The 25,484-nt window shown below is 57.1% G+C and carries 14 protein-coding genes; all 14 read left to right on the top strand.

Going from position 1 to position 25,484, the window contains the following annotated elements:
- Nucleotides 1-20: 20 nt before the first annotated feature.
- The 14 genes from E9954_RS09180 (at nucleotide 21) to E9954_RS09115 (ending at nucleotide 25,453) form a co-directional block, all read left to right on the top strand.
- Entirely contained in the window at nucleotides 21-1,823 is a 1,803-nt protein-coding gene (locus E9954_RS09180) for a family 16 glycoside hydrolase (RefSeq protein ID WP_136078882.1), read from the top strand.
- A 172-nt stretch (nucleotides 1,824-1,995) separates the two neighbouring features.
- On the top strand, nucleotides 1,996-3,036 hold the full coding sequence (locus tag E9954_RS09175) for a sialidase family protein (protein ID WP_168442113.1): 1,041 nt from the start codon (nucleotides 1,996-1,998) through the stop codon (nucleotides 3,034-3,036).
- A gap of 1 nt (nucleotide 3,037) precedes the next feature.
- A complete protein-coding gene (locus E9954_RS09170; protein WP_136078880.1) occupies nucleotides 3,038-4,420 on the top strand; it encodes a sulfatase family protein in 1,383 nt (460 codons plus the stop codon).
- Nucleotides 4,421-4,489: 69 nt separating this feature from the next.
- Nucleotides 4,490-7,360 (top strand): sensor histidine kinase, encoded by a 2,871-nt coding sequence (locus tag E9954_RS09165; RefSeq protein ID WP_136078879.1) that lies wholly within the window; start codon nucleotides 4,490-4,492, stop codon nucleotides 7,358-7,360.
- A complete protein-coding gene (locus tag E9954_RS09160) occupies nucleotides 7,357-8,001 on the top strand; it encodes a response regulator (RefSeq protein ID WP_136078878.1) in 645 nt (214 codons plus the stop codon). The genes E9954_RS09165 and E9954_RS09160 overlap by 4 nt, the downstream gene beginning before the upstream one ends.
- 63 nt (nucleotides 8,002-8,064) lie before the next feature.
- The gene (locus tag E9954_RS09155) at nucleotides 8,065-11,109 is read left to right on the top strand and encodes a hypothetical protein (RefSeq protein WP_136078877.1); all 3,045 of its coding nucleotides are present in this window, start codon (nucleotides 8,065-8,067) and stop codon (nucleotides 11,107-11,109) included.
- A gap of 161 nt (nucleotides 11,110-11,270) precedes the next feature.
- Nucleotides 11,271-14,255, top strand: coding sequence for a hypothetical protein (locus E9954_RS09150; protein WP_136078876.1), 2,985 nt, complete (start codon nucleotides 11,271-11,273; stop codon nucleotides 14,253-14,255).
- A gap of 66 nt (nucleotides 14,256-14,321) precedes the next feature.
- On the top strand, nucleotides 14,322-15,359 hold the full coding sequence (locus E9954_RS09145; protein ID WP_136078875.1) for a PEP-CTERM sorting domain-containing protein: 1,038 nt from the start codon (nucleotides 14,322-14,324) through the stop codon (nucleotides 15,357-15,359).
- A gap of 219 nt (nucleotides 15,360-15,578) precedes the next feature.
- A complete protein-coding gene (locus tag E9954_RS09140; protein WP_136078874.1) occupies nucleotides 15,579-17,681 on the top strand; it encodes a Sip1-related alpha-galactosidase in 2,103 nt (700 codons plus the stop codon).
- A 204-nt stretch (nucleotides 17,682-17,885) separates the two neighbouring features.
- Entirely contained in the window at nucleotides 17,886-19,475 is a 1,590-nt protein-coding gene (locus E9954_RS09135) for an arylsulfatase (protein WP_168442112.1), read from the top strand.
- 7 nt (nucleotides 19,476-19,482) lie between these two features.
- Nucleotides 19,483-20,685 (top strand): hypothetical protein, encoded by a 1,203-nt coding sequence (locus tag E9954_RS09130; RefSeq protein ID WP_136078873.1) that lies wholly within the window; start codon nucleotides 19,483-19,485, stop codon nucleotides 20,683-20,685.
- A gap of 78 nt (nucleotides 20,686-20,763) precedes the next feature.
- Nucleotides 20,764-22,842, top strand: a complete 2,079-nt coding sequence (locus tag E9954_RS09125; RefSeq protein WP_222847120.1) for a cellulase family glycosylhydrolase — start codon at nucleotides 20,764-20,766, stop codon at nucleotides 22,840-22,842.
- Nucleotide 22,843: 1 nt separating this feature from the next.
- The gene (locus tag E9954_RS09120; RefSeq protein WP_136078872.1) at nucleotides 22,844-24,322 is read left to right on the top strand and encodes a sulfatase; all 1,479 of its coding nucleotides are present in this window, start codon (nucleotides 22,844-22,846) and stop codon (nucleotides 24,320-24,322) included.
- Nucleotides 24,323-24,376: 54 nt separating this feature from the next.
- Nucleotides 24,377-25,453, top strand: coding sequence for an aldose epimerase family protein (locus E9954_RS09115; RefSeq protein ID WP_342793761.1), 1,077 nt, complete (start codon nucleotides 24,377-24,379; stop codon nucleotides 25,451-25,453).
- Nucleotides 25,454-25,484 lie beyond the last annotated feature (31 nt).

Below are 25,484 nucleotides of genomic sequence, written 5' to 3'. Positions count from 1 at the left end.
TTATTTTTGAGGCAACGCGGATGCACTTGAGCAAATGCGGGGTCTATCTGGCTGTTGCGGGTATCATGTATTCAGTGGATGCGGCGATCCAGCGATGGGAAGCATCGGACCTGGATGACGGGGCCGTCATCACGTGGGTATCGCAAGGTGAACTTGGCACCACGGCATCGTTGCCGGCTGCCAACGGAGGCGATCCGACCAAGGACGCGGACGGCGTATATTTCGACGGCAACGATGCGCTGGAAGTCCCGTCCGGTTCCAACTTTCTCGCCGGTCAGGCGGAATGGACCGCGACGGTTGTCTTCAAGGCTGATTCAACGCTGGGTCAGGGCGGGGCGACCCGACCCAGCAATCCGCAACCCAATAACCTGCGCCACTGGTGGAGCAATGCCGCGTTGGTGGGGCGTGAACTGCCGGGAGCCGACGAAGGCGACTGGGGAATCTTCATGAACGCGGAGGATGAATTGGTCTGCGGCAATGGCGGTTCGATATCGACCGGCTGCATTTGGCAGGACTATCCCATGGCCGATCACGAGTGGCATGCAGCGACGGTTACATTCAGCACCACGGATGAAAACAGAACACTTTACGTCGACGGACGGGCGGTCCGCGGGCAGCAGAATGTCACGATAAACCTGCCGGCCGACAGCATTAACTTCGGATGCAATATCCTGGGCAGCGCAACGGATCGGGCCTATTTCACGGGCCATCTCAAAACCGTGATTCTGGAGGATCGTGCGCTTTCGTTCGAGGAGGTGCAGGATCTTCACGCTTCGCTCGGATTTGCAGAAAGCAGCTGGCTGGGCCCGGTCACCAGAGAAGAGGTTATGGTGGATTTGTTTAACGGGAGCAACTTCAACGAGTGGGGTATGTCCATCCAGAATAATTCGGGCAGCACGATCGGCGACGACATCTGGGAAATTTCCACCAGCGACGACTCCGCGTTTGCGGCGGCTGACGGGCAGCGTCAAAGTGCCCTGTATACGCTTCGTCAGGATTACGGAAGCTACGAACTTACACTCGAGTATATGTACACGGAATTGGACAAAGGACCCTCTACCGGAAACAGCGGAATCTGGATTCTGGGCGGTCCGGATTTCGTTGATTCCGCTGAGGCGTTTCCGGCTTCCATCGAGATGCAGTTGCGCAAGGGGTACGAAGGCGACCTGCTTCGCAAGCAGCTTTATCTGGAAGCTGAACCAGGCTGGCCGACGGCTCCGGATCAGAATAGACCGGATCACCGGATCATTCGACGCGCCAATCCGGAGGGGAACACCCATGGTGTTTGGCACTCGGTGCGGATCGTTACGGAAGTGACAACGAACCAGGGAAGTACCATCAGTGTGTGGATCAATGACGTTTTCGTGAACAAGGGGATCAACTGCGAACGAACAAGCGGGTATATCTGTCTGCAGGCGGAGGGCGCCGATATCAAGTTCCGCAATGTAAAGATCAGGGAAAACAAGCTCGCATATAACCACTGGATCGAACGCTTTAACCTGCCGGCCGGGGTACAGGCCGGGGAAGACAAGCCCACGGACGAATTTACAAATTTTGAGAAGTATGCTCTGGGTCTTGACCCTTCGGTTGCGCACGAACGAGCGGATGCCCTGGCGTTTAACAACCTCGTGCTGCGCTACATCGATCCGCTTTATACCGCGGACGCAATACTGCAGATGCAGGTCAGCTCCAATCTAACATCATGGACTGACATAACGCTTCCGTCCGTGGGCGCCAACGAAGGTTTTTCAACCAATGAACAGGCCGTGGTGCCTCTTGAGTCATCGAAATACTATCGTCTGCAAGTACTTCCTTCTATGTAGGCGCCGTTTTTGCCCCGAGAAAAGGTACCATTCAGTACTGACACCATTTTATTGTAGCTGGTTTTGGGGACATGACAGGGAAGGGGCTTATCTCTATAATTATGGGTTTCGGGGTAAGGCTAGGTATTGGATGCGTATATTATTGTTACTATTATTTTTGGAGTGTACTGCGGTGGCATTGGATCACGACCGGTATCGGATTGAATGGGATCCAGCGACGCTGCGCCTGGTGTCGGAAAAATCCGTCTATGCACGGATCATCCGGCTGCATTCGGGGGAATTGCTCTGCTGCTATCAGCGCGGAGGGCAAAGCCGGGTAAAGCGTAGCCTAGACAACGGAAGCACCTGGGATGGGGAAGTCTTGGTGACGGATTACCGCCATGGGATTGCCGCCAATCCGGAGCTGCGACAGCTCCGCGATGGCCGCGTACTGCTTTGCTACAACGAACGGCCTCACTCGGAAGGGCATCCTTTTTCTATCATGACTGTCCTCAGCGATGACGGCGGACGCACGTGGGGAGAGGCGAAACGGTTGTTCACTGCCGGGCTGACCAAGGATGATGGATGCTGGGAGCCGGTTGCGCTTCAATATCCCGATGGCGAGGTGCAGGTTTTCTTCGCCAACGAAAAGCCGTACACCGAAACCAACGAGCAGGAAATCTCTATGATCTCTTCCAAGAAGCCTTCTAAGGTATGGACGGTTTCACGGCGCGACAATGCGCGCGATGGCATGTCGGTGCCGTGCCTTTTAAATGATGGGAAAACCGTTGCCATGGCCATCGAGGACAGCAGGTGGAACGACGAACGCGGACGCATGAAGCCGGTTGTTCTTTTTTCGAGCACCCGACAGCGATGGAAGGAGGGCAGGATCGATGCCGTCAGCAAGCGCAGGGAATATGCGCTCAAGAATGAACTTCCGCCCATGACCTACCTTGGCGCGCCCTATCTGGTTCAGATGCCGACGGGCATCACCGTCCTTTCATCACAACTGGAAAACGCGGAAGGTGTCCAGCAGATGGTGGTCTATCTGGGTAATGAACAGGCGAGGGACTTCACTAGCGGCTCCAAGCCGTTTTCCATGGCAGGCGCTGCGGCAAGCATGTGGAATTCGCTTTTCGTGAAGGAATCAAATACGGTCACCGCGGTGTCCGGAACACGCATTGACGGCCAGTCGGGAATCTGGATTATTGATGGAAAAATAACGGGACAGTGAAATGAAAACAACAGTGTTATCAGTAATGGTTTTATCTGCCGCTTTGGCGGTATCAGCAAAACCCAACTTTTTGTTTATCATCGCGGATGATTGCACCCATAACGACCTGCCGGTTTACGGCGGAGAAAATGCCCGGACGCCGAACATCGATAAGCTGGCGGGCGAGGGGCTGGTATTCAACCGCGCCTATGTCAGCCAGGCGATCTGCCAGCCGAGCCGCTCCGCGCTCTATACCGGGCTGTTTCCGTGGCGTAACGGGGCTGCATATAATCATTCCGCCAGCAAGAAGGGACTGAAAAGTATCTCGCACTATCTGCGTGATCTTGGCTATCGCGTCGGGATTTCCGGTAAGATGCACGTTAAACCGAATTCGGTCTTTCCCTTCAAGGTGGTGCCGGGATTCGATTCCAACTGTGTTCGGAATCCAACCCAGCCGCACGATGTTTCCGGGATCACGAAATTCATGGCGAACAAGGAGAAGCCGTTTTGCCTTTTCGTGTGCCTGACCGAGCCGCATGTTCCGTGGGTGATGGGCGATGCGTCGAAATATCCGGTTGATGAACTCAAGCTCCCGCCGAACATTGCCGACACCGAGCTGACGCGGCGCGACTTTGCGAAGTATCTTGCGGAGATCACGTATATGGATGGGCAGGTCGGCGAGATTCTCCAGGCATTGGAAGAAAGCGGGCAGGCGGATGGTACACTGGTTATGTTTTCCTCGGAGCAGGGTTCCCAGTTCCCCGGTTGCAAATGGACAGTCTGGGACACGGGATTGCACACCGCGCTCATTGCCCGCTGGCCGGGCAGGGTGCCGGCCGGAAAACGGACGGATGCTATTGTGCAATATGTGGATGTGGTTCCGACATTCATGGAGCTGGGCGGCGGCCAGGCGAAGGGTCTGGATGGTTCAAGCTTTGCCGCAGTGCTGGCGGGAAAGAAAACGGAACACCGACCCTTTGCCTACGGCATCCACAACAACATTCCCGAGGGATTGGCCTATCCGAGCCGGACGGTCACCGACGGAACCTATCGTTATATCCGCAACCTGACACCCGATGCGCTTTACACTCAGAAATATGTGATGAGCTACGACGGTCTTTCGAAAAACCGCAATGCCTATTGGGGGCAGTGGATGTTCAGTTCCTGGAACGATGAGCATATTGCCATGTTGGTGAGTCGCTACATGAATCGCCCTGCGGAAGAGCTTTACCGTACTGACCGCGATCCGTTTGAGCTCGAGAATCTTACGGAAAATCCCGAGCACGCCGAAGCGCTGGCGCGGCTCTCGAAGGAACTCGATGCCTGGATGGCCTCGCAGGGCGACCCCGGAGCCAGAGCGGATACCATGGAAATGTATCGCGCCAGCAAAACCAACGCCCGCTAGCCATGTAGCGAGTTTTGGGGACATGTCGCGGCTTCTATTAGCAAGCCAAATGGAGTATATGTACTGGTTATGCGATGGGGTAGATATTGGATGCTGCGGGTAACCGGCCTGTGCTGCGGGATGGCACTGGGGGCTTTTTCAGGCATTTCAACCGAGGTTGTGCCCAGCGAAAGCATCAGCCCGTTCCTGATCCGCACCTGGCGGGTGGGCGATGGGTTGCCGTTCGGGCAGGTTGGCGATATCATCCAGCGGCGCAACGGATTCATCTGGGTGGCCACCCTCAACGGAGCCGCACGCTTCGACGGCATCCGCTTCCAGCCCTTCAATGTCGTGAACAGTCCCAACCTCCCTGATAACCGGATACGTTCGTTGCACGAAGATGCCCGCGACATTCTCTGGATGGGGCATGATACCGGGCATGTTTCGTTCCGCGTGGACAACGATTTCTTTACCGCTCCGCTGCCGCCAGGCTGGCCGGGCTTGCCCATCATCGACTTCATCGAAACTGAAGAGGGAGTCCTCTGGGCGGTCAACGAAGCGGGCGGCGTGCTGCGGGTGGGCGTGGAAGGGACGGCCGCTTTTGAAGAGAGCGTCTCCGATGTCAGGAAAACGTCTGCTGCGCCCAGTCGCTCGGGTGGGGAGTGGGTGGTAAGGCGCATGAAGCTCATTCGTTTAGAGGGTGATGAAGAGGTCGAAAGCCTCGGCGAGGTTCCCTGGAAAACCACGCAGAAAATCCATTTGCTTGAGCTCTCAAACGGAAGCGTCGCGATCGGCACGACCTTCGGTGGACTTTTCATTATCGACCGGGATGGTTCGTTTGAACAACTGCAGCGACGCACAGGACTTTCCGCCAACCAGGTGCTCTCGCTCTTCGAGGATAATGAACAAACCCTTTGGGTTGGCACAACTGACGCGCTCAATGCCGTCCGGACGAAACGGCATACAGGAATCGAAACCGGTGAATGGCGTTTTCAGACACTGCGCTCCATTGCTCCGCGCCGCGCCGGCGGGATCTGGGCGGGAACCCGCAAGGGACAGGTTTTTTCGGTTGATATGGGCTCGGTGTGCGAGCTTACCGGTTTGGAACCCTCCGGGAGTGTGCGTGCCTTGATCGAAGACCGAACGGGAACCCTTTGGCTCAATAACGATAACGGCTTCTTAATGCGGATAGGCTCTGACGGGGCGAATGCGGTTCTTCCGGCAGAAGGATCCGGGGATAGGGTCTGGGCGCTTCACGAAGATCATGCCGGTGTGCTCTGGGCTGGCGGGGAAACCGGCCTGTGGCGCGGGGAAAATGATTTGTGGCGGATGGTCTGTTCGGAAGCCGATGGCGTTTCGGATATCCAATGCATGGCAAGCAGCGAGAATGGCACGCTGTGGTTCGGCATGAAAACCGGAGGACTGGCTGCGCTACGTGACGGTATTCTGACGCGTTACGGGAAAAACGAGGGATTGCCGAACCCGCACATTACAGCACTTTATATCGATCCCGACGGGGGCGGACTCTGGGTGGGAACCTGCGGCAACGGGCTTTTGCTATGGAAGGATGGTGTTTTCTATCCGGTGCCGATGGCGCAAAACATTATTGGGAACATCCTGCAGGACGAAAAGAAACGGTTCTGGATGGTTGTGGAGGAGGGCATTACCGTGCTGGAGCGCAACGCGCTCTATGGCCGGGCGCGCGAGATGCGCGCCATCGGTACACCGATCATTATGGATGCAAACGACGGGTTGGAACCCTCCCTGTATGTCGACACCGGGTTTTCAACCGCGTGCCGCAGCAGCGACGGGCGCCTATGGTTTGCCTCCGGTCGTGATCTGTCCATTGTTGTTCCATCGGATATCCAACGGCGAACGGAAGCGGTGCCGGTGGTCATTAAAGATACCCTGGTTAACGATGAGGTGATCCGGCTCAACACCGTCAATGCCATCGAGCTTGAACCGGGGGTTCACCGCATGAACATTAACTATTCGGCGCTCAGCTACATTGCCCCGCAGCGCATTCGTTTCAAATACCGGATGGTGGGGGCCAGCGACGAGTGGGTAAACATGGGCACGCGCCGCATCGTCAGCTACCAGCATCTGCCGCCGGGCCGGTACCGGTTCGAGGTGATGGCTTCAAACAGTGACGGGGTCTGGAATCCGGAACCGGCATTTCTCTCTTTTTCGGTAGCCGCTTTTTACTGGGAAACCTGGTGGTTCAAGACGGCCCTGTATATGGGCGGGTTCTTCCTGATTGTGCTGATTTCGCTGGGGGTGGCCGAGCGCATCAACCGCCGCCGTCTGATCCGGGCCGAAAGCCTCCACGCCGTGGAGCAGGAGCGCACGCGCATTGCCATGGATATCCACGACGAGATCGGCTCCGAGCTCACCCGAATTACGCTGCTGTGCAATCGCATCACGAGTGCGATGCGCAGGAACGATTCCACCAACGCACCGCGGCACATCAGCGAGATGGAGCGCGTCTCGGCAAAGCTGGTACAGTCTTTGGATGAGATTGTCTGGGTGGTGCGCCCCATCAACGACACGCTCGACAGCCTGGTGGCCTACCTTTCCAAGTATGTGGGCAATTTCCTGCGTGAAACCGAAATGGGCTGCGATCTGGATATTCCCATGGAGCTGCCGACCCAAACCGTTCCGGGGCCAGTCCGCCATAATCTTTTTCTGGCCATTAAAGAGGCGCTTAACAACATCACGAAGCATGCCGCCGCCAAGCGGGTGGTTTTCGGGGTGGCGATCCAGCCGGCGAGCATCCGCATCACCATCAGCGATAACGGCAGGGGAATCGGCGACCTCAAAAGCGAACGCTTCCAGCGCGGACTCGAAAACATGAAGCGCCGCATGAAAATGATCGGCGGCAGTTTTTCAATCCGATCAAACAGCGAGGGTGGAACCAATGTGGAGTTTCTACTGCCCCGCAACAACAAGGACTTCGAATGAAAAAAAACATAACCGTCTGCATTGTCGACGACGACCGCGGAACACGGGAACTGATTTCCGAGCTGATTAGCGAGGAAAAGGATCGGTTCTCCTGCCTCAACCTCTATCCCAATGCCGAGGAAGCCATTGCCGGGCTTCCGGCCGACGCCCCGGATATCGTACTTATGGATATCAATATGCCGGGAGCGAACGGCATCGAATGCATCCGGCAACTCAAGCCATCGTTGCCCGCGACGAACTTTGTGATCCTGACGGTCTATGACGAGGCGGAATACATCTTTGAGGCACTGGCAGTCGGAGCGGTCGGCTATCTGCTCAAGCGTACCATTGTAACCGACCTTCTCCTGGCCTTGGAGGATGCGGCGTCGGGTGGGTCGCCCATGGACAGCACCATTGCGCGAAAGGTGGTGCAGTCTTTCCAGAAACCGAATGGCAACAAGCTCCCGAGCGAACTTGACGAACTCTCGGAGCGGGAAACGCAGGTGCTGAATCTGCTCGCCCGCGGGCGGCTCTACAAGGAGATTGCCGACGAACTGGATATTTCCATCCACACCGTTCACACCTACATCCGCCGCATATACGAAAAACTCCACGTTCATTCCCGCACGGAAGCCATCGCCAAACTCACCGGGTTCCACTAAGGATGCCCTTGTCACCACTTTTGGTGACATGACGGATTCTCTGGCTCGCAATAGGCTGTGAGCATGAGAAAAAGAGATCTATACCTTGTCGGACTGTTGTTTTTATCCTCTTCCGCAACTCGGGCGATGGACAATGTCTGGACGAATGCTTCCGGGAATTGGAATGAACCGTCCAGATGGAGTCTCGGCCATGTTCCAACGTCTGGAGAAAATGCCCGATTAGGAGCTGATGCCGACGTCCTGCTGGATGGAACGGCAAGGGCTGATGGCGTTGTGGTCGGGTTTGCCGGAAGCGGGGCGCTCGCCATCACAAGCGGTGCTTCGTTCGTGGCCAGTAATGCTCTGGTGATTGCCGAAACGGCTGCTGACGCGGGGGAGGTAGGCCTCTTCGGCGGGACGGCGTATGTCCATCAGCGGGTGGAGGACGGCCCGGTCGGGTGCTCGGCTTTGCTTTCGGTCTCCGGCGGATACCTCGAAGTGCGCGGTATCGACTTTGATGGCGGTGGAACAATCACCGTGTCCGGCGGCGAACTGCATATCTTCGGCACCAACAACAACCAGCTGAAGCTCGAAAACGGCAGTGCTCTGGAAATCAGTGGCGACGGCGTACTGGCCTGGCATTGGGGCAACAAGGTGGCGACGCTTGCCGGGCTTATTGATGACGGGAAGATCACCTGGGATTCTCCCGGTTCGACCATGCTTTACGATGTCTGGGATCAGTCGTGGACGAACACGGATGGAGAGATGTTGTATGCCTGCAACGACGGCGGAATCGTGTATGCCTGGACAAGCGAACAGGAAACGGCCGGCACCTTGACGATCAACTGTGCCGCCGCCGAGTTCCCTCCGCTGGTGCAGAAATTGCATGGCGGCTCCTTCTTTATTCGCGATGATAATCAGGTTGTTGACTGGATCGACCGCGATGGCGAACTTCAGATGCCGATCTATCGAGCCAACATGCGCGACTGCCGCGAAAACTACGCCTTGAACAATGCCCCTTCCGCATATATCGGCAACGATCCTTCCATCGCTTCCAATCCGCGCGGGCTGCTCTATCTGGATGGAACCCATGTGCTGCCCAACTTCGACCTCAGTCTGGACGCCCTGCGCGCGCAGATGGCCGGTTACGACATGATTCATTATATCCGATGGGACGGTGCGCCCTACATGGCGACGCTGGCCGATGATGGGTTGTTCAGAAGCCCGATCTTCCAGGGCGGCAAGGATCCTGATGGCGATTCTTCTCCTCCGCCCCATGCGGACGACCGGCTCAGGTTTACCCAGGCCATCGGCGACTTTGCCGCGCATCTCAATGCAAACGAATCCGAATTCCGCCCGACCATCTGGTCGTTCTGGCAGGAGCCCGACCACACGCTGGGCGACCCGGGCGTGCCGTACGGCGTGGAGGGCATGGATCTGACGGAAGAGGAAAAGCAACAGAATATCCGCATGTTCGTGCGGGATATGTACCGCCACCTGGCCTTGGAAGTACGCGCCGCCGATCCGGACTATAGGGTTTCGGGGATTGCGCAGAACTCCTCGGCCGCCGAATGGGATTTAACGAACTATGACCAGAACGGCCCGCGCATCGGCGGCGGGCGGCTGGGCCATACCCTCGACGAATGGGTGATGCAGGAGAAACTTCACGACGAAACCTATCCGCTGGACTATTTTTCGCTCCAGCTTTATCAGGGCAACGACATGGAGCAGTTTCATATCCCCAATTCGCGCTATGCCCTGAAAAACCTGATGTCCGTTCTTCATCCGGCCTATTCCAACCGCTTCGACCGCACGCCGGTATTCATTACTGAATACAACTATGTGAAGCAGGACGACGAGTGGAGCGCAGAAATCAAATATAACCTCGACGACGCGAAGTTCCGCGAGGTCACGGAAAACTGGGTTTATATATTAAGTCAGCCCGACATTGCCTATGCCACGTTGCAGGATGTTCCGCATGACTTTATGCCGTATCGATGCCGCCGCTGGCTGGAAGCCTATGCCGACATGCCCGAAATGCGTGTTGCGGCCGACTCCTCCTCTGCGCATATCAACACGTTGGCCTCGTATGATCCCGATCTGGGTTTGTACGCCTTTATTTGGAATCCGAGCGGCGTTGCAACCTCGCATGTGGTGCAGGTGGACAACTGTGGTTTTGATCCGGGCGATACGGTGTTCTACCGCTGTGCGCTCGATGGCTCCGATAACGGAATCTGGCAGGCCAAAACCGCAATGCCGGCAGGCACCGGCCGCTGGGTGCTGACCACGGCGACCAACGAAATCGTCTTTATGGCGAACACCGGCGATCCGAACTATTTCCCCGGCGACCGTACCCGCTCGCGCAAGGTGTTGTCGGCGAACTATGGATCGCACGCCGTGCTGGTGCCGCGGATCAACGCACAGGAGATCGATCCGTTTGGACGGCCGGTTCCTCCGCGCCCGAAGGGCATGGGGCACTACGACCAGATCAATGGCCGGCTTACGGTCGGTACGGACGGAGCCTCCGGTGTCGGTCTCGCCGGTGTTGTGCTGCGCGATGTGACCGACGACTATCTGCTCCGCCTCGATCTTGAATCGCTTGGAATCTCTTCGGGTTCGCTGCGCATCCGCATCGATTATCTCGACGGCGAGGATGCGGTGAAATCCGTCACCATCAACGAGGCCGCATTGGGCGGTAGCAGCACGTTTGGCGACGTCAACTGGTTCGCCGAAGCAGCGGCTTCGGTTTCCAAAGGTTGGAACTTTTTGGCGGGCGGTTCGGTGCTGCTGCCACTCGGCGACTGGAAGCCTGCGGGCTGGGCAACGGCTGGTTCGGGGCGGCGCCGTGTGCGCATTTCGCTCTTCCTCGCCGATGTTCCCGGCAAGGCCGTGCTGACGGCCGCTCTGTCGGATCAGTCGTCCTACGCGGCCGCCAATCCGGCTGTACTGCCTTCCGGCGATCCGTTCCTGAATTGGGAAGACGTGCTGGATGCCAGCTATACGGTCTGGAGCACAACCAATCTCCATGAAAATTTCCAACCGGTGGAAACCGGCCTGCCCGAGAATGTTTATACCGGCTCCATACCCGGCAAAACCATCTTCTACAAAATCACGGCGGATGGGGAGTAACGACAGCGGTGACAGGCCTTGTAGCCAGTATTGGCGACATGACAGATTTTCAGGTCGGGTGTAGACATAGATCATCAGAGGAAGGTTGTGGTTCGTTCGCACGGATCAGGGCTGTGGTAAAAAAGAAAGTATAGTCAACCCCGCAATCAGGAGGAAAACAGATGAGACTCAAGCACTTCATATCCACATCCATCGTGGCAGCGATGGCGGCCGGCATCATGCCGGCGACAGCGGCCATCGAGCTGCTTGCCGGACACCACGGGAATAGAACCGTTGGGTGGGACACCAACCATGTGGGCGTAATTGCCCCGTTGAACGGCGAAGCCAATGCCGGTAATTATTTTAGCGGAACCCAACTGACGCGGGATGGTGCCGAGACCAGCACGGATCTTTCCTGGGGAACGTTCGGTTCGGATGCGCCGACCTCCGTCGATGGCATCCCCGGCGGTTCACTCAACAATAGAACGACCGTATTTACACAGACGGTTTTCATGGCGGTAGGTAACAACTCTTTCGGTAGCAATCTGGTGCTGAATGCGGTTCATTTTGACATAAACCGCGGCCAGACGGATGTCCCGGCTCAGTTCAAGCTGGAGTATCTGGGCGGGGATCTGGGAACGCCGATTACCGTTTATGAATTGACGGTTGAGACCAATGAATTTATGAGTGCCGGTGTTGACGCTTCCGGCGACTTTGACGATTTGGACTGGACGCTCGCGACCGAGGGTACGCAAACCGGCACGGCGGCATCCCCGACCTTCAACGCCATGGGCGATGTGGAACTGGCCTTCGGAGAAACCGCGCAGTTTGGACTCATCGTGATCGGAGAGACCAATACCAGCAACTCTCTGAATCTCGATAATTTTGCCATTACCGGCGAGTTTGTCGAAGCGCCGCTGCCGCCCAAGAACTTTGTGACCGGCACACGGATCGATACCGATTTTGCAGCTACCGATTCCCCGGTCTATGCCGACGGCGATCTGGATGGGCAGAACGGGTGGGCGGCCATTACCAATTCCGGCGCCAATGCCTTCAATGTCGATTCAACGGGTGACGGATTTGCTGAAACGATCAGCGTGTCCAACAGTTTCGATACCACGCTCGGAAATCAGGTGGTATTTGACGACGGCGACCAATGGACCACCAACGGGATCGGCTCGCAGTGGAGCGGTACCATCGCCTTTTCGTTCCAAACCGGTTCTGGAACCAACTTGGTCAAGTCCCGCGAAATCGCGGCTGGCGTGACCAATACCATTGAAGTAGCCGACCTCAACAATCGCCGCGTGCTGAACCTCGGGCTGACGACCAATCCGGATTCGGTCTTTGCGCAGGGGGAACTCGACGACGTCAACATTAACTTCCACATCAATGGCGGCAAAGGCCTTGCGGTCACCTTTGGCGGTGCCGGATTCGGGGACAACCAGATGAACTTGGTTGGCCGAGCAGACCTGGGCTGGGATCCGGAATGGGAAGCCTCCGGGGAAGATGGATTCGCCACGGCGGGGCCGGACTATGATTCAGACCTCATGGTGTGCGACTATGTCATCCGCAAAACCACTATTGCCGACACCTATCTGGCGGTCGTGGACGTGACCGTCGGCGGAACCACCTACCAAGGCAAACCGATCCTGCTTGAAAAGCTGGTTCCGTATGCCTCCGACGGCTTGAAATTTGCCTTGGGTCATGATCATGAATCAGACATTGATGGAACCTTTTCCCGGGTGGATGTAGCCATCGATTCGCTCAGTATGACGCACGCGGTCTCCGCAGATCCGCTGGCGTTGCCGCCGTTCAACATGGCGGTGGACGGCGGCGATCTTTCCGCACTCGTTTCGTGGGAAGGAGCGTATGAGGCCGACAGCGTGGAACTCTTCCGCTCGGAAGTCGATGGTGCGGGTCCGTACACGTCGCTGACCAATGACTTGGTTTTCAGCTACGGTGATGAGGGGCTGACCGACAAGCGCACCTACTTCTACACCACCATTGCCCATTACAGCGGCGGCGACAGTCCGCGTTCCGAGCAGGCTATTCTGCGTGCGCTGGGTAAAACTGCGCTGATGGAGTGGGGTCATGCCACAGACATTGTCAATGCGCATTTGAACTATGCCGGCTGCAATCTCCGGGATCCGGCAGCCGTGGCCACCAACGGTATCGCGAACTATGTGAGCGATGGTTTCGACGATTCGCTGGTCGAGGATGCGGTCGTGTACAATACGAATAACTATCCGTTGGTGTATGGCATCATGCAGCATAATCTGCCTGGTGGCGTTATCGACCAAAATACCGACCGCTGGTCGAACGTCCACAAGTTCCGTGATGACGCGGCAGGTGACTACATCAAGATCGATGCCCTCAATGCCGCCCTGGATGCCTACTCGGCGCTGTTGTGGGTCGAAGGCGCATCGGTGGATGCGACCGCCGCCCAGACGACATGGGAGGTCGATGCCAATAACGCATGGAACGGCAACGGCCTGCGGGCTGCGGTGCGCAACGGATCTACCTGGTATGTCAGCGAAACAACATTCAATTCCGGCGGCACAGCGAGTATCGTCGATATCGCCTCGGAAAAATGGGCTGTCCTCACGCCGGCCACGCTGACATCCACCAGCATGATGACCGTTTCAGGAGCGTCCTTCATCATCCGGACCCTCGATAACATCACGGCAGTCGGAGCTTTCGGCGATACCCAGACGGGCGCGGCAGACAAAAACCTGCTCTACTTCGGACTGTTACAAAAGACAGCACTGACCGCCTTCGAACAGTGGACCGACAGCCAGGGCATCTATAACGATGATGCGGGAATGGCGGATGATCCGGATTCGGATGATGCCAGCAACCTTGAAGAGTGGGGGTTGGGCGGCAATCCGATGAATGCTGCCGATGTGGGTATCAAGGAGCGCTACATGGATTGCGATGGTGCATCCATTACCTACATCTACCCGCGCCTGAAATCCGCTGACCGCCCGAACTATACGGTTCTTGAAACCACTGATCTGGTGAACATCGGCTGGGGGGATAACGAGTCGGCCTACACCATCACTTCCGGTGGCGACTGGCCGGGGCGTGGTGTGTTGTTTGAAGCGGTAACGAATGTGATTCCGGTGGATGTCGACACCAAGTTTCTGAAACTGGAAATCAGCGAGTAAATCTCAAAAGGAAGTGGAATCCCGTTTCAGTGCGGGATTCCTTTCCGGAGCATAAGGGGAAAGAAGATGAGTAAAACTAAGATGATCGGGTTGCTGTCTGCAACCTTGCTGACAGGGGCGGCAATGGGCGGAGTGGTTGATGCAACCGGTTCCGGAGAGTGGATGACGGTGTATCCAACCATAACCGATGCCGATACCGCGCTGGTCGGACTCAATAAGACGGTCACGGCCGCAGATGGAACGACGGATACCGTGGCCGGCATCATCCTGCGCGGTGGTGGAGCTGGTAGTGTATTGAATATCAATGCCGGTTCGTCCATTACCGTGGGAGCCTCGCAGATCAAGGCCGGAAGTAATAACAATACCAAGGGGTATCTGAATATCAACGGCGGCTCGTTGAGCTCGTCTTCCGATCTGCTACTCGGAGGAAACGGTGCAAACGTCTACGGCGAACTAAACGTAAACAGTGGCTCGTATTCATCCACGGCCAATCTGGTTCTCGGCGGAACAACGTATGACAGCGGGCCGGCTGGCGTTGCCAACCTTTCGGGAGGATCAGTTGACGTGGTCAACTGGCAGGTGGGGGGCGCCGGCGCTGGATTGCTGAACGTCTCCGGAGGAACCCATACAGGAACGGCAGACCTGATGGATGGCGCCAGTGGAGGGCAGGTGCTCATTTCCGGTGGCGAGTTGGCGATCAATCGGGTACTGCTGGATGGGGCCACTGGGGTGAGCATTTCAGGCGGAAAGCTGGTTATAACCGGCACCAACAACAACCGTTTGGATCTGAGTGGCGGTGCAGGTCTCAACATCAGCGATGCCGGTGTGTTGCAATGGAACTTCGGCAATAAATGGCAGGATGGCAGTACCGTGGATTTGCTGATTGGATCGGGCGAGATCACATTCGATGCAGGTGAAAACTCCATCATGCTTTACGCGGATTTTGATAATTCATGGACGGATGGCGATGGCGACATCCTCTATGCGAAATCCGACGGAGGCTCGACCTATTTCTGGGTTGCGATTCCTGAACCGGCTACCTTGGGGCTCATCAGCGCGTTTGGCGGCGGGATGCTGTTTATTCGCCGCAGGTTTTTGATCTAATCCTAACCCGACGGAGCCGGAACCAAATTTTACCACTCGCTACGCTAGAGATCACCGAGACACAGAGAGATCCCATTCCTCTGTGCCTCCGTGTCCTCTGTGGTAAAAAATCCGTCGCAAACATGATAGGATTTGAATAGAGAGGGACTAAATATATGGGACAGCGTTTCAAGCCCTCGGAATCCCTTGGGCTTATTTTTTTGTTAAACAGGAATACGTATGAAAATTTGGAAATATGGTATCAGCTTTGCGAGTTTTGTGTGTGCATTGGGGGTTACGGCTGCGGCACCTGCGGTCATCGATACGAGTTCGCTCAAAGGGGCGGGCGTTGAGACGCTGAAGGATTTTTCCGACAGTCCGAAGAACGGCGAACTTGCGCGTCGCTCGATTCAGTTGCCGGAATATAAATCGGTGCTCTATTTCAGTACGGATGGACGCCAGCGTTTTCTAAGTTCGGCCAACCGTATTTTTCCATGGGCGGCGGATTCGCTGGCGACCATGATGGACGAAAATTATAAACCGGATGCCAAGGCGCGCGAGCCGGCGCGGCAGGGTCTGATGGCGCTGTTCGAACTCAAGGACGGAAGCTACCTGCAGCTGCAGGGCGTTTGCGGTCCGGAAACCATGTCCATACTGGAGGTGGCGGACGACGGGAGCCTGAGCGTCAAGCTGATGACCTTCGGTTCCGATTCGGTGGAAGGCGATTTTCCGCTGCTGGCCTGGTCGCGCGGCAAGGATATCTACTCCGTATTCCATGACGGTGCCGTAGCGGTGCTGGAGTCGGACGCGGTCAAGGGGCGTGCGGCGCTGCGCCACACCAAGGCATATCCGGAAATGTTCAACTATCTGGGGTGGTGCAGCTGGGAGCAGTACCGCCGAAGCATCAGCTCCGACCTGCTGGTGGAGTCGATGCAGCAGATCGAGGCCAGTGAGGTGCCGATCCGCTGGGTACTGGTGGACGACGGGCACCAACACCAGACCGGCTTCAAGATGGGCGACAGCCGGATACTCTCCTTTAAGGCGCATCCGGAGACTTTTCCGCAGGGCTTCAACCCGCTGATGGATCTGAAGTCGGAAAAGATAAAATGGATGGGTATTTGGCATGCGATGAACGGGCAGTGGCAAGGGCTTCACCCCGATCATGAGATTGACGAACTGCGACCGTACCTGATGCCGATCGATAAGAAAAAGTGGCAGGGCGAGCCCCTTCCGCTGATGATGCCGAAGGGCGACAAGGCATCGTCGCAGAAGTTTTACGATGCGCTGATCGGTTCAGCCACGGAGCACGGATTTGATTTTGTGAAGATCGATAATCAGAATCGTCAGATTGAGTTTTACGCCGGGAAAGGGAATCCGGTGGAAACCGTTGCGAATCATGCGCAGTCGCTAGAAGCGGCGGCAAAAAAACTCTCCGGTGGTCTGGTCAACTGTTTTTGCGCCGACCTGCTGAGCGTCTATAATACCAAATATAGCGCGGTATCGCGGGTGAGTGTCGACTATCTGCTCAACAACGAGCCCAAGGCGAAGTCGCATTTGTTCCAGTCCTATCAGAACACGCTTTGGATGGGGCAACTGGTTTGGCCGGATCACGACATGTTCCACTCCTGCGACCCAGTATGCGGCCGTATGATGGCGGTTAGCAAGGCCGTGGCAGGAGCACCGATCTATGTGTCCGATGCTGCAACGGATTTTGTGCCGGAACTGATTTCGCCGCTGTGCTGGAAAGATGGCCGGCTGCTGCGTCCGTTGGCACCGGCGGTGCCGCTGCCGGATTCGGTGATGCTTTCCGCCTTGGAAGTTCCGCAGGCCTATCGTGTGATTGCGCCGCTGCCGCATGGTGCTGCTTCGATTGTTTCCTACAACCTCTCGAAGGCCGAATCGGTCATCGCATCGATCACTGCGGCTGATTATACCCATGCGGGTTCATTTATCCAGCCATCGGTTGAGCCGTGGAAAATTCCTGCTGAGGGGTTGTTCCTCTACGACTGGTATGAACAGAGCGGTACCGTTCTGAATACAGCGTATCCAGTGGAACTGACCGGGCTCTCCGACAAGCTGGTGCATCTCTGCCCGATTAAGAACGGTTGGGCGATGGTCGGGAACATCGACAAATATCTTTGCCCGGCCACGGTGCTGAATCCTGAATTCACACAGGATCAAATCAGCTTCAGTTTGGTTGAAGGTGGTAAGGTGGCGTTCTATTTGGACAACGGAATGCCGAATGCGGACGGATTGAGTTTTCTCGAAAGATCAGATGGGCTCTGGGTAACGGAGGTTCCAGATTCCATGGCTGAACGTGTTGTCATTTCTCGCCGTGACTAATGTTTTTCCCGGATTACCATGGGGTTCTGTGCAGCAGCGTCCGGTTATGGCGGCCAATGGATTGGCCGATGCGGTCTCTGGACTATATCAGCCGCGTGGCCGGGAGTGGTTGAAACCGAATAAGGATCCTTTGTAGCCAATTCAAGGGACATGACATTTACAGCGGGATGGAATATAAATGCAGTTATGAAAAGACGGAATTTTATGATGGCACTAGGGGGCGGATGGGCTGCATCGGCCTTGGCCCGGTCGGCGGGCCGCCCGAATATCCTTTTGATCCTGTCGGACGACATGGGCTGGTCGGATATCGGCTGCTTCGGCGGCGATGCGGAGACGCCGGTGCTGGACGGGCTGGCGAAGCGCGGCATCCGCTTTACACAATTCTACAACTCGGCGCGCTGCATGCCGACGCGCGCCTCGTTGCTGACCGGCCTGCATCCGCATCAGGCGGGCATCGGCCACATGGCGGGCGACTGGGGAACGCCGGCCTATAGCGGCCATCTGCTCGATACCTGCGTGACCCTCGGCGAAGTGTTGCGGACGGCAGGCTACCACACCAGCCAGCTCGGTAAGTGGCATGTCGGCAATCGCAAAAAGGGGGTGATGCCTGATCTGCGCGGCTTCGACCGCAGCTGGACGCGCGAGGGCAAGGTGGATTATTTCAAGCACGACATCTACGAACTCGACGGGAAGCCGTGGGTCTGCCCCGATCCGGGCAGCTTTTATTCGACGGAGGAGATGGATCGGCAGGCGGTCGGGTTCATCGACGACGCGCGGAAACAGGACAAACCGTTTTTCATGTATGCCGCCTACGACGCCGCCCACTGGCCGCTCCACGCCAGGCCGGAGGATATTGAAAAATATAGAGGCCGCTTCATCAACCGAGGCTGGGACAAAATGCGCGCTGAGCGTTTCGAACGGCAGAGGGAACTGGGCGTGGTTTCCAGGAATTGGAAACTCCAACCGCGCGATCCCGCCGTGCCCGCCTGGGACGAGGTGAAGGAAAAGGAGCTGTGGGATCTGAAGATGGCGGTCTATTGCGCGCAGATCGATGCCATGGATCGGAGCATCGGTCGAATTGTGGCGCATCTGAAGAAAACGGGGCAGCTGGAAAACACGCTGGTCTTTTTCCTGCAGGACAACGGAGCCTGTCCTGAAGGGATCGGACAAAAACGTGCGGAAGAGCCGGGCACGCCCGAATCGTATGTGGCCTACCATATGCCGTGGGCCAATCTTAGCAACACACCGTTCAAGCTCTATAAACATTTCACCGGCGAAGGCGGCATCCGCACACCGATGATTGCGGCCTGGCCGAAGGGCATTGCCAAGCCGGGGCGTACCAGCAGCGAGCTGGGGCATCTCGTCGATATCATGGCCACCTGCGTGGACGTTTCGGGAGCCATGTATCCGAGGAACTTCAACGGCAAAAAAATCACCCCGATGGAAGGCCTCAGCCTCGATCCGGTTTTCAAAACCGGAACGAGAAAAGGCCACGAGGTGTTCTGCTGGGAACACGAAGGAAACCGTGCGGTTCGCAAGGGCAAATGGAAGCTGATGTCGCGCTATGAAGACGACGTGAAGCTCTATCAGGCATGGGGCTTTCCAAAGGCTGGAAGAACCGTCGAATGGGAACTGTATGACATGGAGGCCGATCCCACCGAGATCCACGATCTCTCCTCCAGCCATCCCGAGGTGGTCGCGGCGCTCGCGAAGGAATATGGCGCTTGGGCGGAACAGGTCGGCGCCGTGCCCTACGCGGAAATAAGCGCCAAAGGCAAAAAGAAGAAGAAATGAGGACGGCATGCCGTTGACCACGAACGATACGAAAGAGTCTGGAGGGCTGTTTGGACTTGCCTGTCCTGGTGGTCGAACGGGGTTCTTTTCCCTGAAAAGGCCATCTGCTGTTTTGCTGGCTCTGCTGCTGATGCCGTGGGGCCTCAAGGTCGAGGCCAAGCAACCGCGCATGCTGCTGGGGGCCAACGTGAACGAGCATGGCGTGGCGCTCGATCCCGAATTGCTGGAGCTGAGCCGCACGAAAGTGTGCCGCACCTTTTTTCCGGCAACGCCGTTCATTCTTGGCAAGCGCGATTTAAAAACGGATGCCGACCTGCTGGCGGTGAAACGCGCGGGAAAGGCCGGGCAACAAATCATCCTCTGTTTGAAGTGGAACTTCGAGAAGGCCAGGTGGCGGGTGCCGGAGCCGGACAGCCCGCGCGAGCGGCAGTGCTTTGCCTGGGCGGATGCGCTGATCCGCGAGCTGGATGGATATGTGGTGGCGCTGGAAACGGTGAATGAGGTGACGGTCGACACGTTGCCGGAAGATATGCTGCCGGGTGCCGACGGCGAAATTCCCATGCCCCGGTTTTTGCAGCGTCTGGTTGCCCACTTGTCGGAACAGGGGCATGCAGGAGCCAACGCGAAACCCTTGCCGCTGTTCTCGGGCGGCTTTACCCGCTTGGAGCAGCGGCGGATGCAGTCCAACCCCGGGGTGCAGGCGCTGCTCGACTGGATCGAAACCGACGACCGCGTGGCCGGCGCCAACTTCCATATCCACATGCCGGAATTCGAGGGCTTCGAAAACTATCTCAAATTCATCCGCTCCCGCGTGACGGACAAGCCCTACATCGTCACCGAATTTTCCATGGTCTGGAAATACAAGGAAAACCTGGACGGGAAAAGTCACGATGGCCTGACGGTTCGCGAATACATCAACCAGGCGATCCAAAAACCCGTGCCGGAAAAGGAGTGGAACGCGTTCCTCGAATCGCAGGCGTGGTACGATCCGCAGTTCCTTTCCTCCGCCTGCAAGGTGATGGAAGACTATGGCGTGATGCTCGCCACGTTCGCTTTCCAGCAGGGGAGCTCCGGCGGGCGGAAGCTGGAACCCGACGATACACCATGGATCATCAATCCTATCTTCGCCACCAGGACTGCAGCGGCGCGGGGCCGCGCCGCCGTTTCGGAAGGGTTCATGCGTGATTATCTCGATTGGCAACGGCGGTGAGACCCCGCCCGGTTGTAGCTAACTTTAGTGACATGACATTCCCGCGTTCCTAGACCATATTTATTTTTTCGAGGTTTTATGATCAGATTAATTGTCCTGTTGATAATGTTTTCCATGACGGCGCTGGCCGGGCTTGTGCCGAAGCCGATGTTTGCGGATCCGAACTACCATGGGTCGTGCGATCCGGAGGTGGTATGGAACGACCATGCGAAGGAGTGGTGGGTCTTCTACACCGCGCGGCGCGCCACGCTGGAGAAGGCGACGTATGTCGGCACGCCGATCGGCGTGGTGGCGTCGAAGAATCTGGTGGACTGGACGTTCAAGGGCTATTGCTCGTTCGATGGCGAGCCGGGCAGGCCGGACATGCCGGTGACCTTCTGGGCGCCGGGCATCATCCGCGACGGCGACACCTGCCACATGTTCGTGACCTATAAGGACAACGCGGTTGCGCCGTGGGGCGGCCAGGGCGTGATCCGCCACTATGTTGCGCCGGTCTCCGACCTGCTCAACGGCTGGAAGCTTGCGGGCGTGCCGAACTTCAACCAGCCCGATCCGATCGATGCGTCGTTGATCAAGGTGAAGGACGGGTTCCGCGCCTACTACCGCGTTGGCAAGGGGGGCGGGATCCAGTGGGCAACCAGCACGGATCTTGAAACGTGGGAAAACCAGGGCAAGTGCCCGGGGGCGGTGAATGCCCCGGAGCGCGGCTTCGGCTATCAGGAGGCTCCGTATGTTTTTAAATTCAGGAACTGGTTCTGGATGCTGACCGATCCTCACAAGGGGCTGGCCGTCTTCCGCAGCAAGGACGGCATTGCCTGGACGCAGCAGGAGCGCATTCTTGAAAAGCCCGGTACCGGAGCGCAGGACGCCACGCTGGCGCGGCATCCGAGCGTGGCGGTGATCAACGGCCGCGCGTTCCTGTTCTACCATGTTGAGCCGAACCGCCCATACCCGACGCCCAAGGCCGAAGACCGCACCCCGGAGCAGAAGATTTCGTTCCTGCAGATTGCGGAACTGCAGGTGAAGGACGGGGTGTTGACCTGCGACCGCGATGCCGCCGTGGTTTCGCCCGTTGAGAATCTGGAGGTTGCGCCGGTCGCAGGCCGCTGGAGCGCACAGCAGGCCCATGCCTGGCATGAACGGCAGCCCTGGCTGGTGGGTGCCAACTTCGTGCCGTCGAGCGCGATCAACCAGCTGGAAATGTGGCAGGCCGACACCTTCGATCCGGAGGCCATCGATCGCGAGCTGGGGTGGGCGGCGGCGATCGGCATGAACACCATGCGTGTCTTTCTTCACGACATCTGCTGGCGCGAGGACAAGGAAGGGTTTTTCGAGCGCATCGACCACTATCTGGAAATTGCCGACCGGCATGGAATTGGCACCATGTTTGTTTTGTTCGACGGCGTCTGGTATCCACTTCCAAAGGCTGGAAAACAGCCCGAGCCGATGCCGCGCACGCACAACTCGGGCTGGGTGCAGTCGCCGGGCAAGGCCATCCTGGCTGACCCGGCGAAACAGGATGCGCTCAAGGGATATGTGCAGGATGTGATCCGTCGCTACAAGGACGACCCGCGCGTGCTGATCTGGGATCTGTTCAACGAGCCCGATAACGGCAACGGGGGAAAGTGGGGCGGTTCCGCCGCCGAGGAACTGCCCGCGCCGCTCAAGCGCTACCGCGCCACCGAGCTGCTCGAAAAGTCGTTTGCCTGGGCGCGCGAGGTCGCCCCGTCGCAACCGCTCACGGCCGGGGTATGGGGCAACCCGAAATGGTTCAAGGAGCCGAGTCGGATTGACCTCGTGTCGCTACGCAACTCCGACATCCTTTCATTCCATACCTACCACAACCCGAACGACGCCATGCCCGTCATCGGGCAGATCGCCGCCCAGGAGCGCCCGGCGCTCTGCACGGAATACATGGCGCGCGGCACGCAGTCGACCTTCGAAGGCCTGTTGCCGCAGTTCAAGCAACACAAGATCGGTGCCTACAACTGGGGTTTGGTCGACGGCAAGTCGCAGACGATTTATCCGTGGGATTCCTGGAAGAAAACATACACCGCCGAGCCGGAACCGTGGTTCCATGACGTGTTTAGGAAAGACGGTACGCCGTACCGGCAGAGTGAAGTTGATTTTATCAAGCATTTAACCAGCGAGAAATAGAATGAAGACAAAATGGTTTTTAGCCGCAGCAGTGCTTTGCGCGTTGTCCGCCCAAGCAAAACAAAAAAACGTTCTGATGATTTTGGTCGATGATCTGAAACCTGCGTTCGGGGCGTATGGCGCGGACTATGTGGTCTCGCCGAATCTGGATAAGCTTGCGGCGCGGGGGATGAGGTTTGATCGAGCGTATTGCAACCAGGCCGTTTGTGCGCCGTCGCGAAATAATCTGATGGTAGGACTTCGTTCAACCACTACGGGTCTTTACGGCCTGAGTCAGGGCTTCCGGGAAGTGGAGCCGGATGCGGTTACCCTTACACAGTATTTTATGCAGCATGGCTACACCTCGGAGGGGGTTGGGAAAATTTTCCACATTGGCCATGGCAATTATGGCGACGACGCCTCGTGGAGCCTGCCGTTCCATAAGGACAAGGTGGTGGATTATGTGCTCGAAGAGAGCACCGGCGGCCAACTGACCCGCGAGGAAGCCTTTTTTGCAAACCAGAAGTTGGGCGACATCAAGAGCCTGCCGCGCGGAGCCGCCTGGGAAAAGGCCGATGTGGAAGACGAGGCCTATGCCGACGGACGCATTGCCCGGGAGGGCATCGAACGGCTGAAGAAATACAAGCAAAGCGGCGAGCCGTTCTTTCTCTCCCTCGGTTTCACCAAGCCGCATCTGCCGTGCAACGCGCCATCCAGATATTGGGATCTGTACGACCCGAACGTGTTCAGGCTGACCGAGCGCGACACGCCACCGGACGGCGCGCCGGCTTATGCCAGCAAAAATCCTAAAGGGGAGATCGCCAACTATTTTCCTGTTCCGGAAGCGACCGGTGTGGGCAAAGACAAGGAACTGGCGCGCACACTGATTCACGCTTATTTTGCATCGCTTTCCTATATGGATGCCCAGTTGGGTAAGGTGATTGATGAACTCGATCGATTGGGTATGGCCGACGATACGGTAATCATGCTCTGGGGCGATCATGGTTGGCATTTCGGCGACCACGGCACCTGGACGAAGCACACCAACTATGAACAGGACAACCGTATTCCGCTGATCTTTGTTGCACCGGGCGTAGCGAAGCCGGGAAGCCATACGGATGCATTTGCCGAGACGGTTGATGTCTATCCGACGTTGGTGGAACTGGCCGGCCTGTCTGCTCCGAAGGTGCCGCAGGGGCTTGATGGCATGAGCTTGGTTCCTGTTTTGAAGGATCCGGAACTAACTGTTCGTAACCATGCCTATCACGCGTTCAATCGCGGCCCCCGCATCGGACGGGCGATCCGCACCGAGCGGTACCGCATGGTGGAGTGGAAACCTGCCGGCGCGCCGAAGTCCAAAGCCGAGTATGAACTCTATGATTACAAAGTGGATAAACTGGAGAAAAAGAATATCGCGAAGTCGAACCCCGAAGTGCTATCCAAGATGAAAGCCATTTTGGCAGAGCATCCGGAGGCTAAGGCGCCGGGTGGCGGGAAGTAATCGAAGAAAAGTTAACCAGGAGATAACGAAATGAAGAGATGTATGTTTGTTGGAATGGTTGGAGCTGTAGGATTGATTGCCGGATGCGCGTCGGTCAAGACCGTTGACTTCGACGAGATTAAACTCTACACGCTGAAGAACAAAGTCGGCACCACGGTCAAGATCACCAACTATGGAGCCACCGTCACCTCGATCATCTGCGCCGACCGCGACGGAAACATGGCTGATATTGCCCTCGGTTATAATGATGTTTCAGGGTACATGAATGCGGTGGATAAACCGTATTTCGGTTCGATTGTGGGTCGCTACGGCAACCGCATCGCCAAAGGCAAATTCACCATCGAGGGTACCGAATATGAACTCGCCACCAACAACGGCGAAAATCATCTTCATGGAGGCGTGATCGGTTTCGATAAGGTGGTCTGGGACGCCGAAGTGGTCGATAAGAATATGGTCAAATTCAGCTATCTCGCCAAGGATGGCGAGGAGGGCTATCCGGGCAATCTGCAGATCGCCGTCACCTACACGCTGACCGACGACAACGAGCTGCAGATCGACTATCTGGCCACGACCGACCAGAAGACGCCGGTCAACCTGACGAACCACACCTACTTCAACCTCAAGGGCGAAGGCGAAGGCGACATCCTCGGCCACGAGCTGATGCTCAATGCCAAGGCCACCACCCCGGTTGACAGCGGCTTGATCCCAACCGGAAAGATTTTTCCAGTGTCTGGAACCCCGTTCGACTTCACCACCGCCAAAGCGATCGGGAAAGATATCGGTGTAAAAGATCAGCAGCTCGAATACGGCCTGGGCTACGACCACAACTGGGTGCTCGACAAGGGCGGCAAGGACGGGCAGCTGACCCTCGCGGCCACCGTCTACGAACCGACCACCGGGCGCTTCATGGAGGTCTTCACCGAAGAGCCGGGCATCCAGTTCTACTGCGGCAACTTTCTCTCCGGAAACCTGAAGGGCAAGGCTGGGAAAACCTACGTCAACCGCGGCGGCTTCTGCCTCGAAACCCAGCACTATCCCGATAGCCCGAACCAACCAGCATTCCCAAGCACCATCCTGAAGCCGGGTGATAAATACAAAACCACCACCGTCTACAGGTTCAGCGCTAAATAGATCCCTCACGAAAATGATTCATCACCCGCTC

Origin of the sequence: Pontiella desulfatans (assembly GCF_900890425.1) — a bacterium.
Classification (GTDB): Bacteria; Verrucomicrobiota; Kiritimatiellia; order Kiritimatiellales; family Pontiellaceae; genus Pontiella; species Pontiella desulfatans.
Note: the sequence above shows the minus strand (reverse complement) of the source record. Positions and strands in the feature narration are given on the sequence as shown.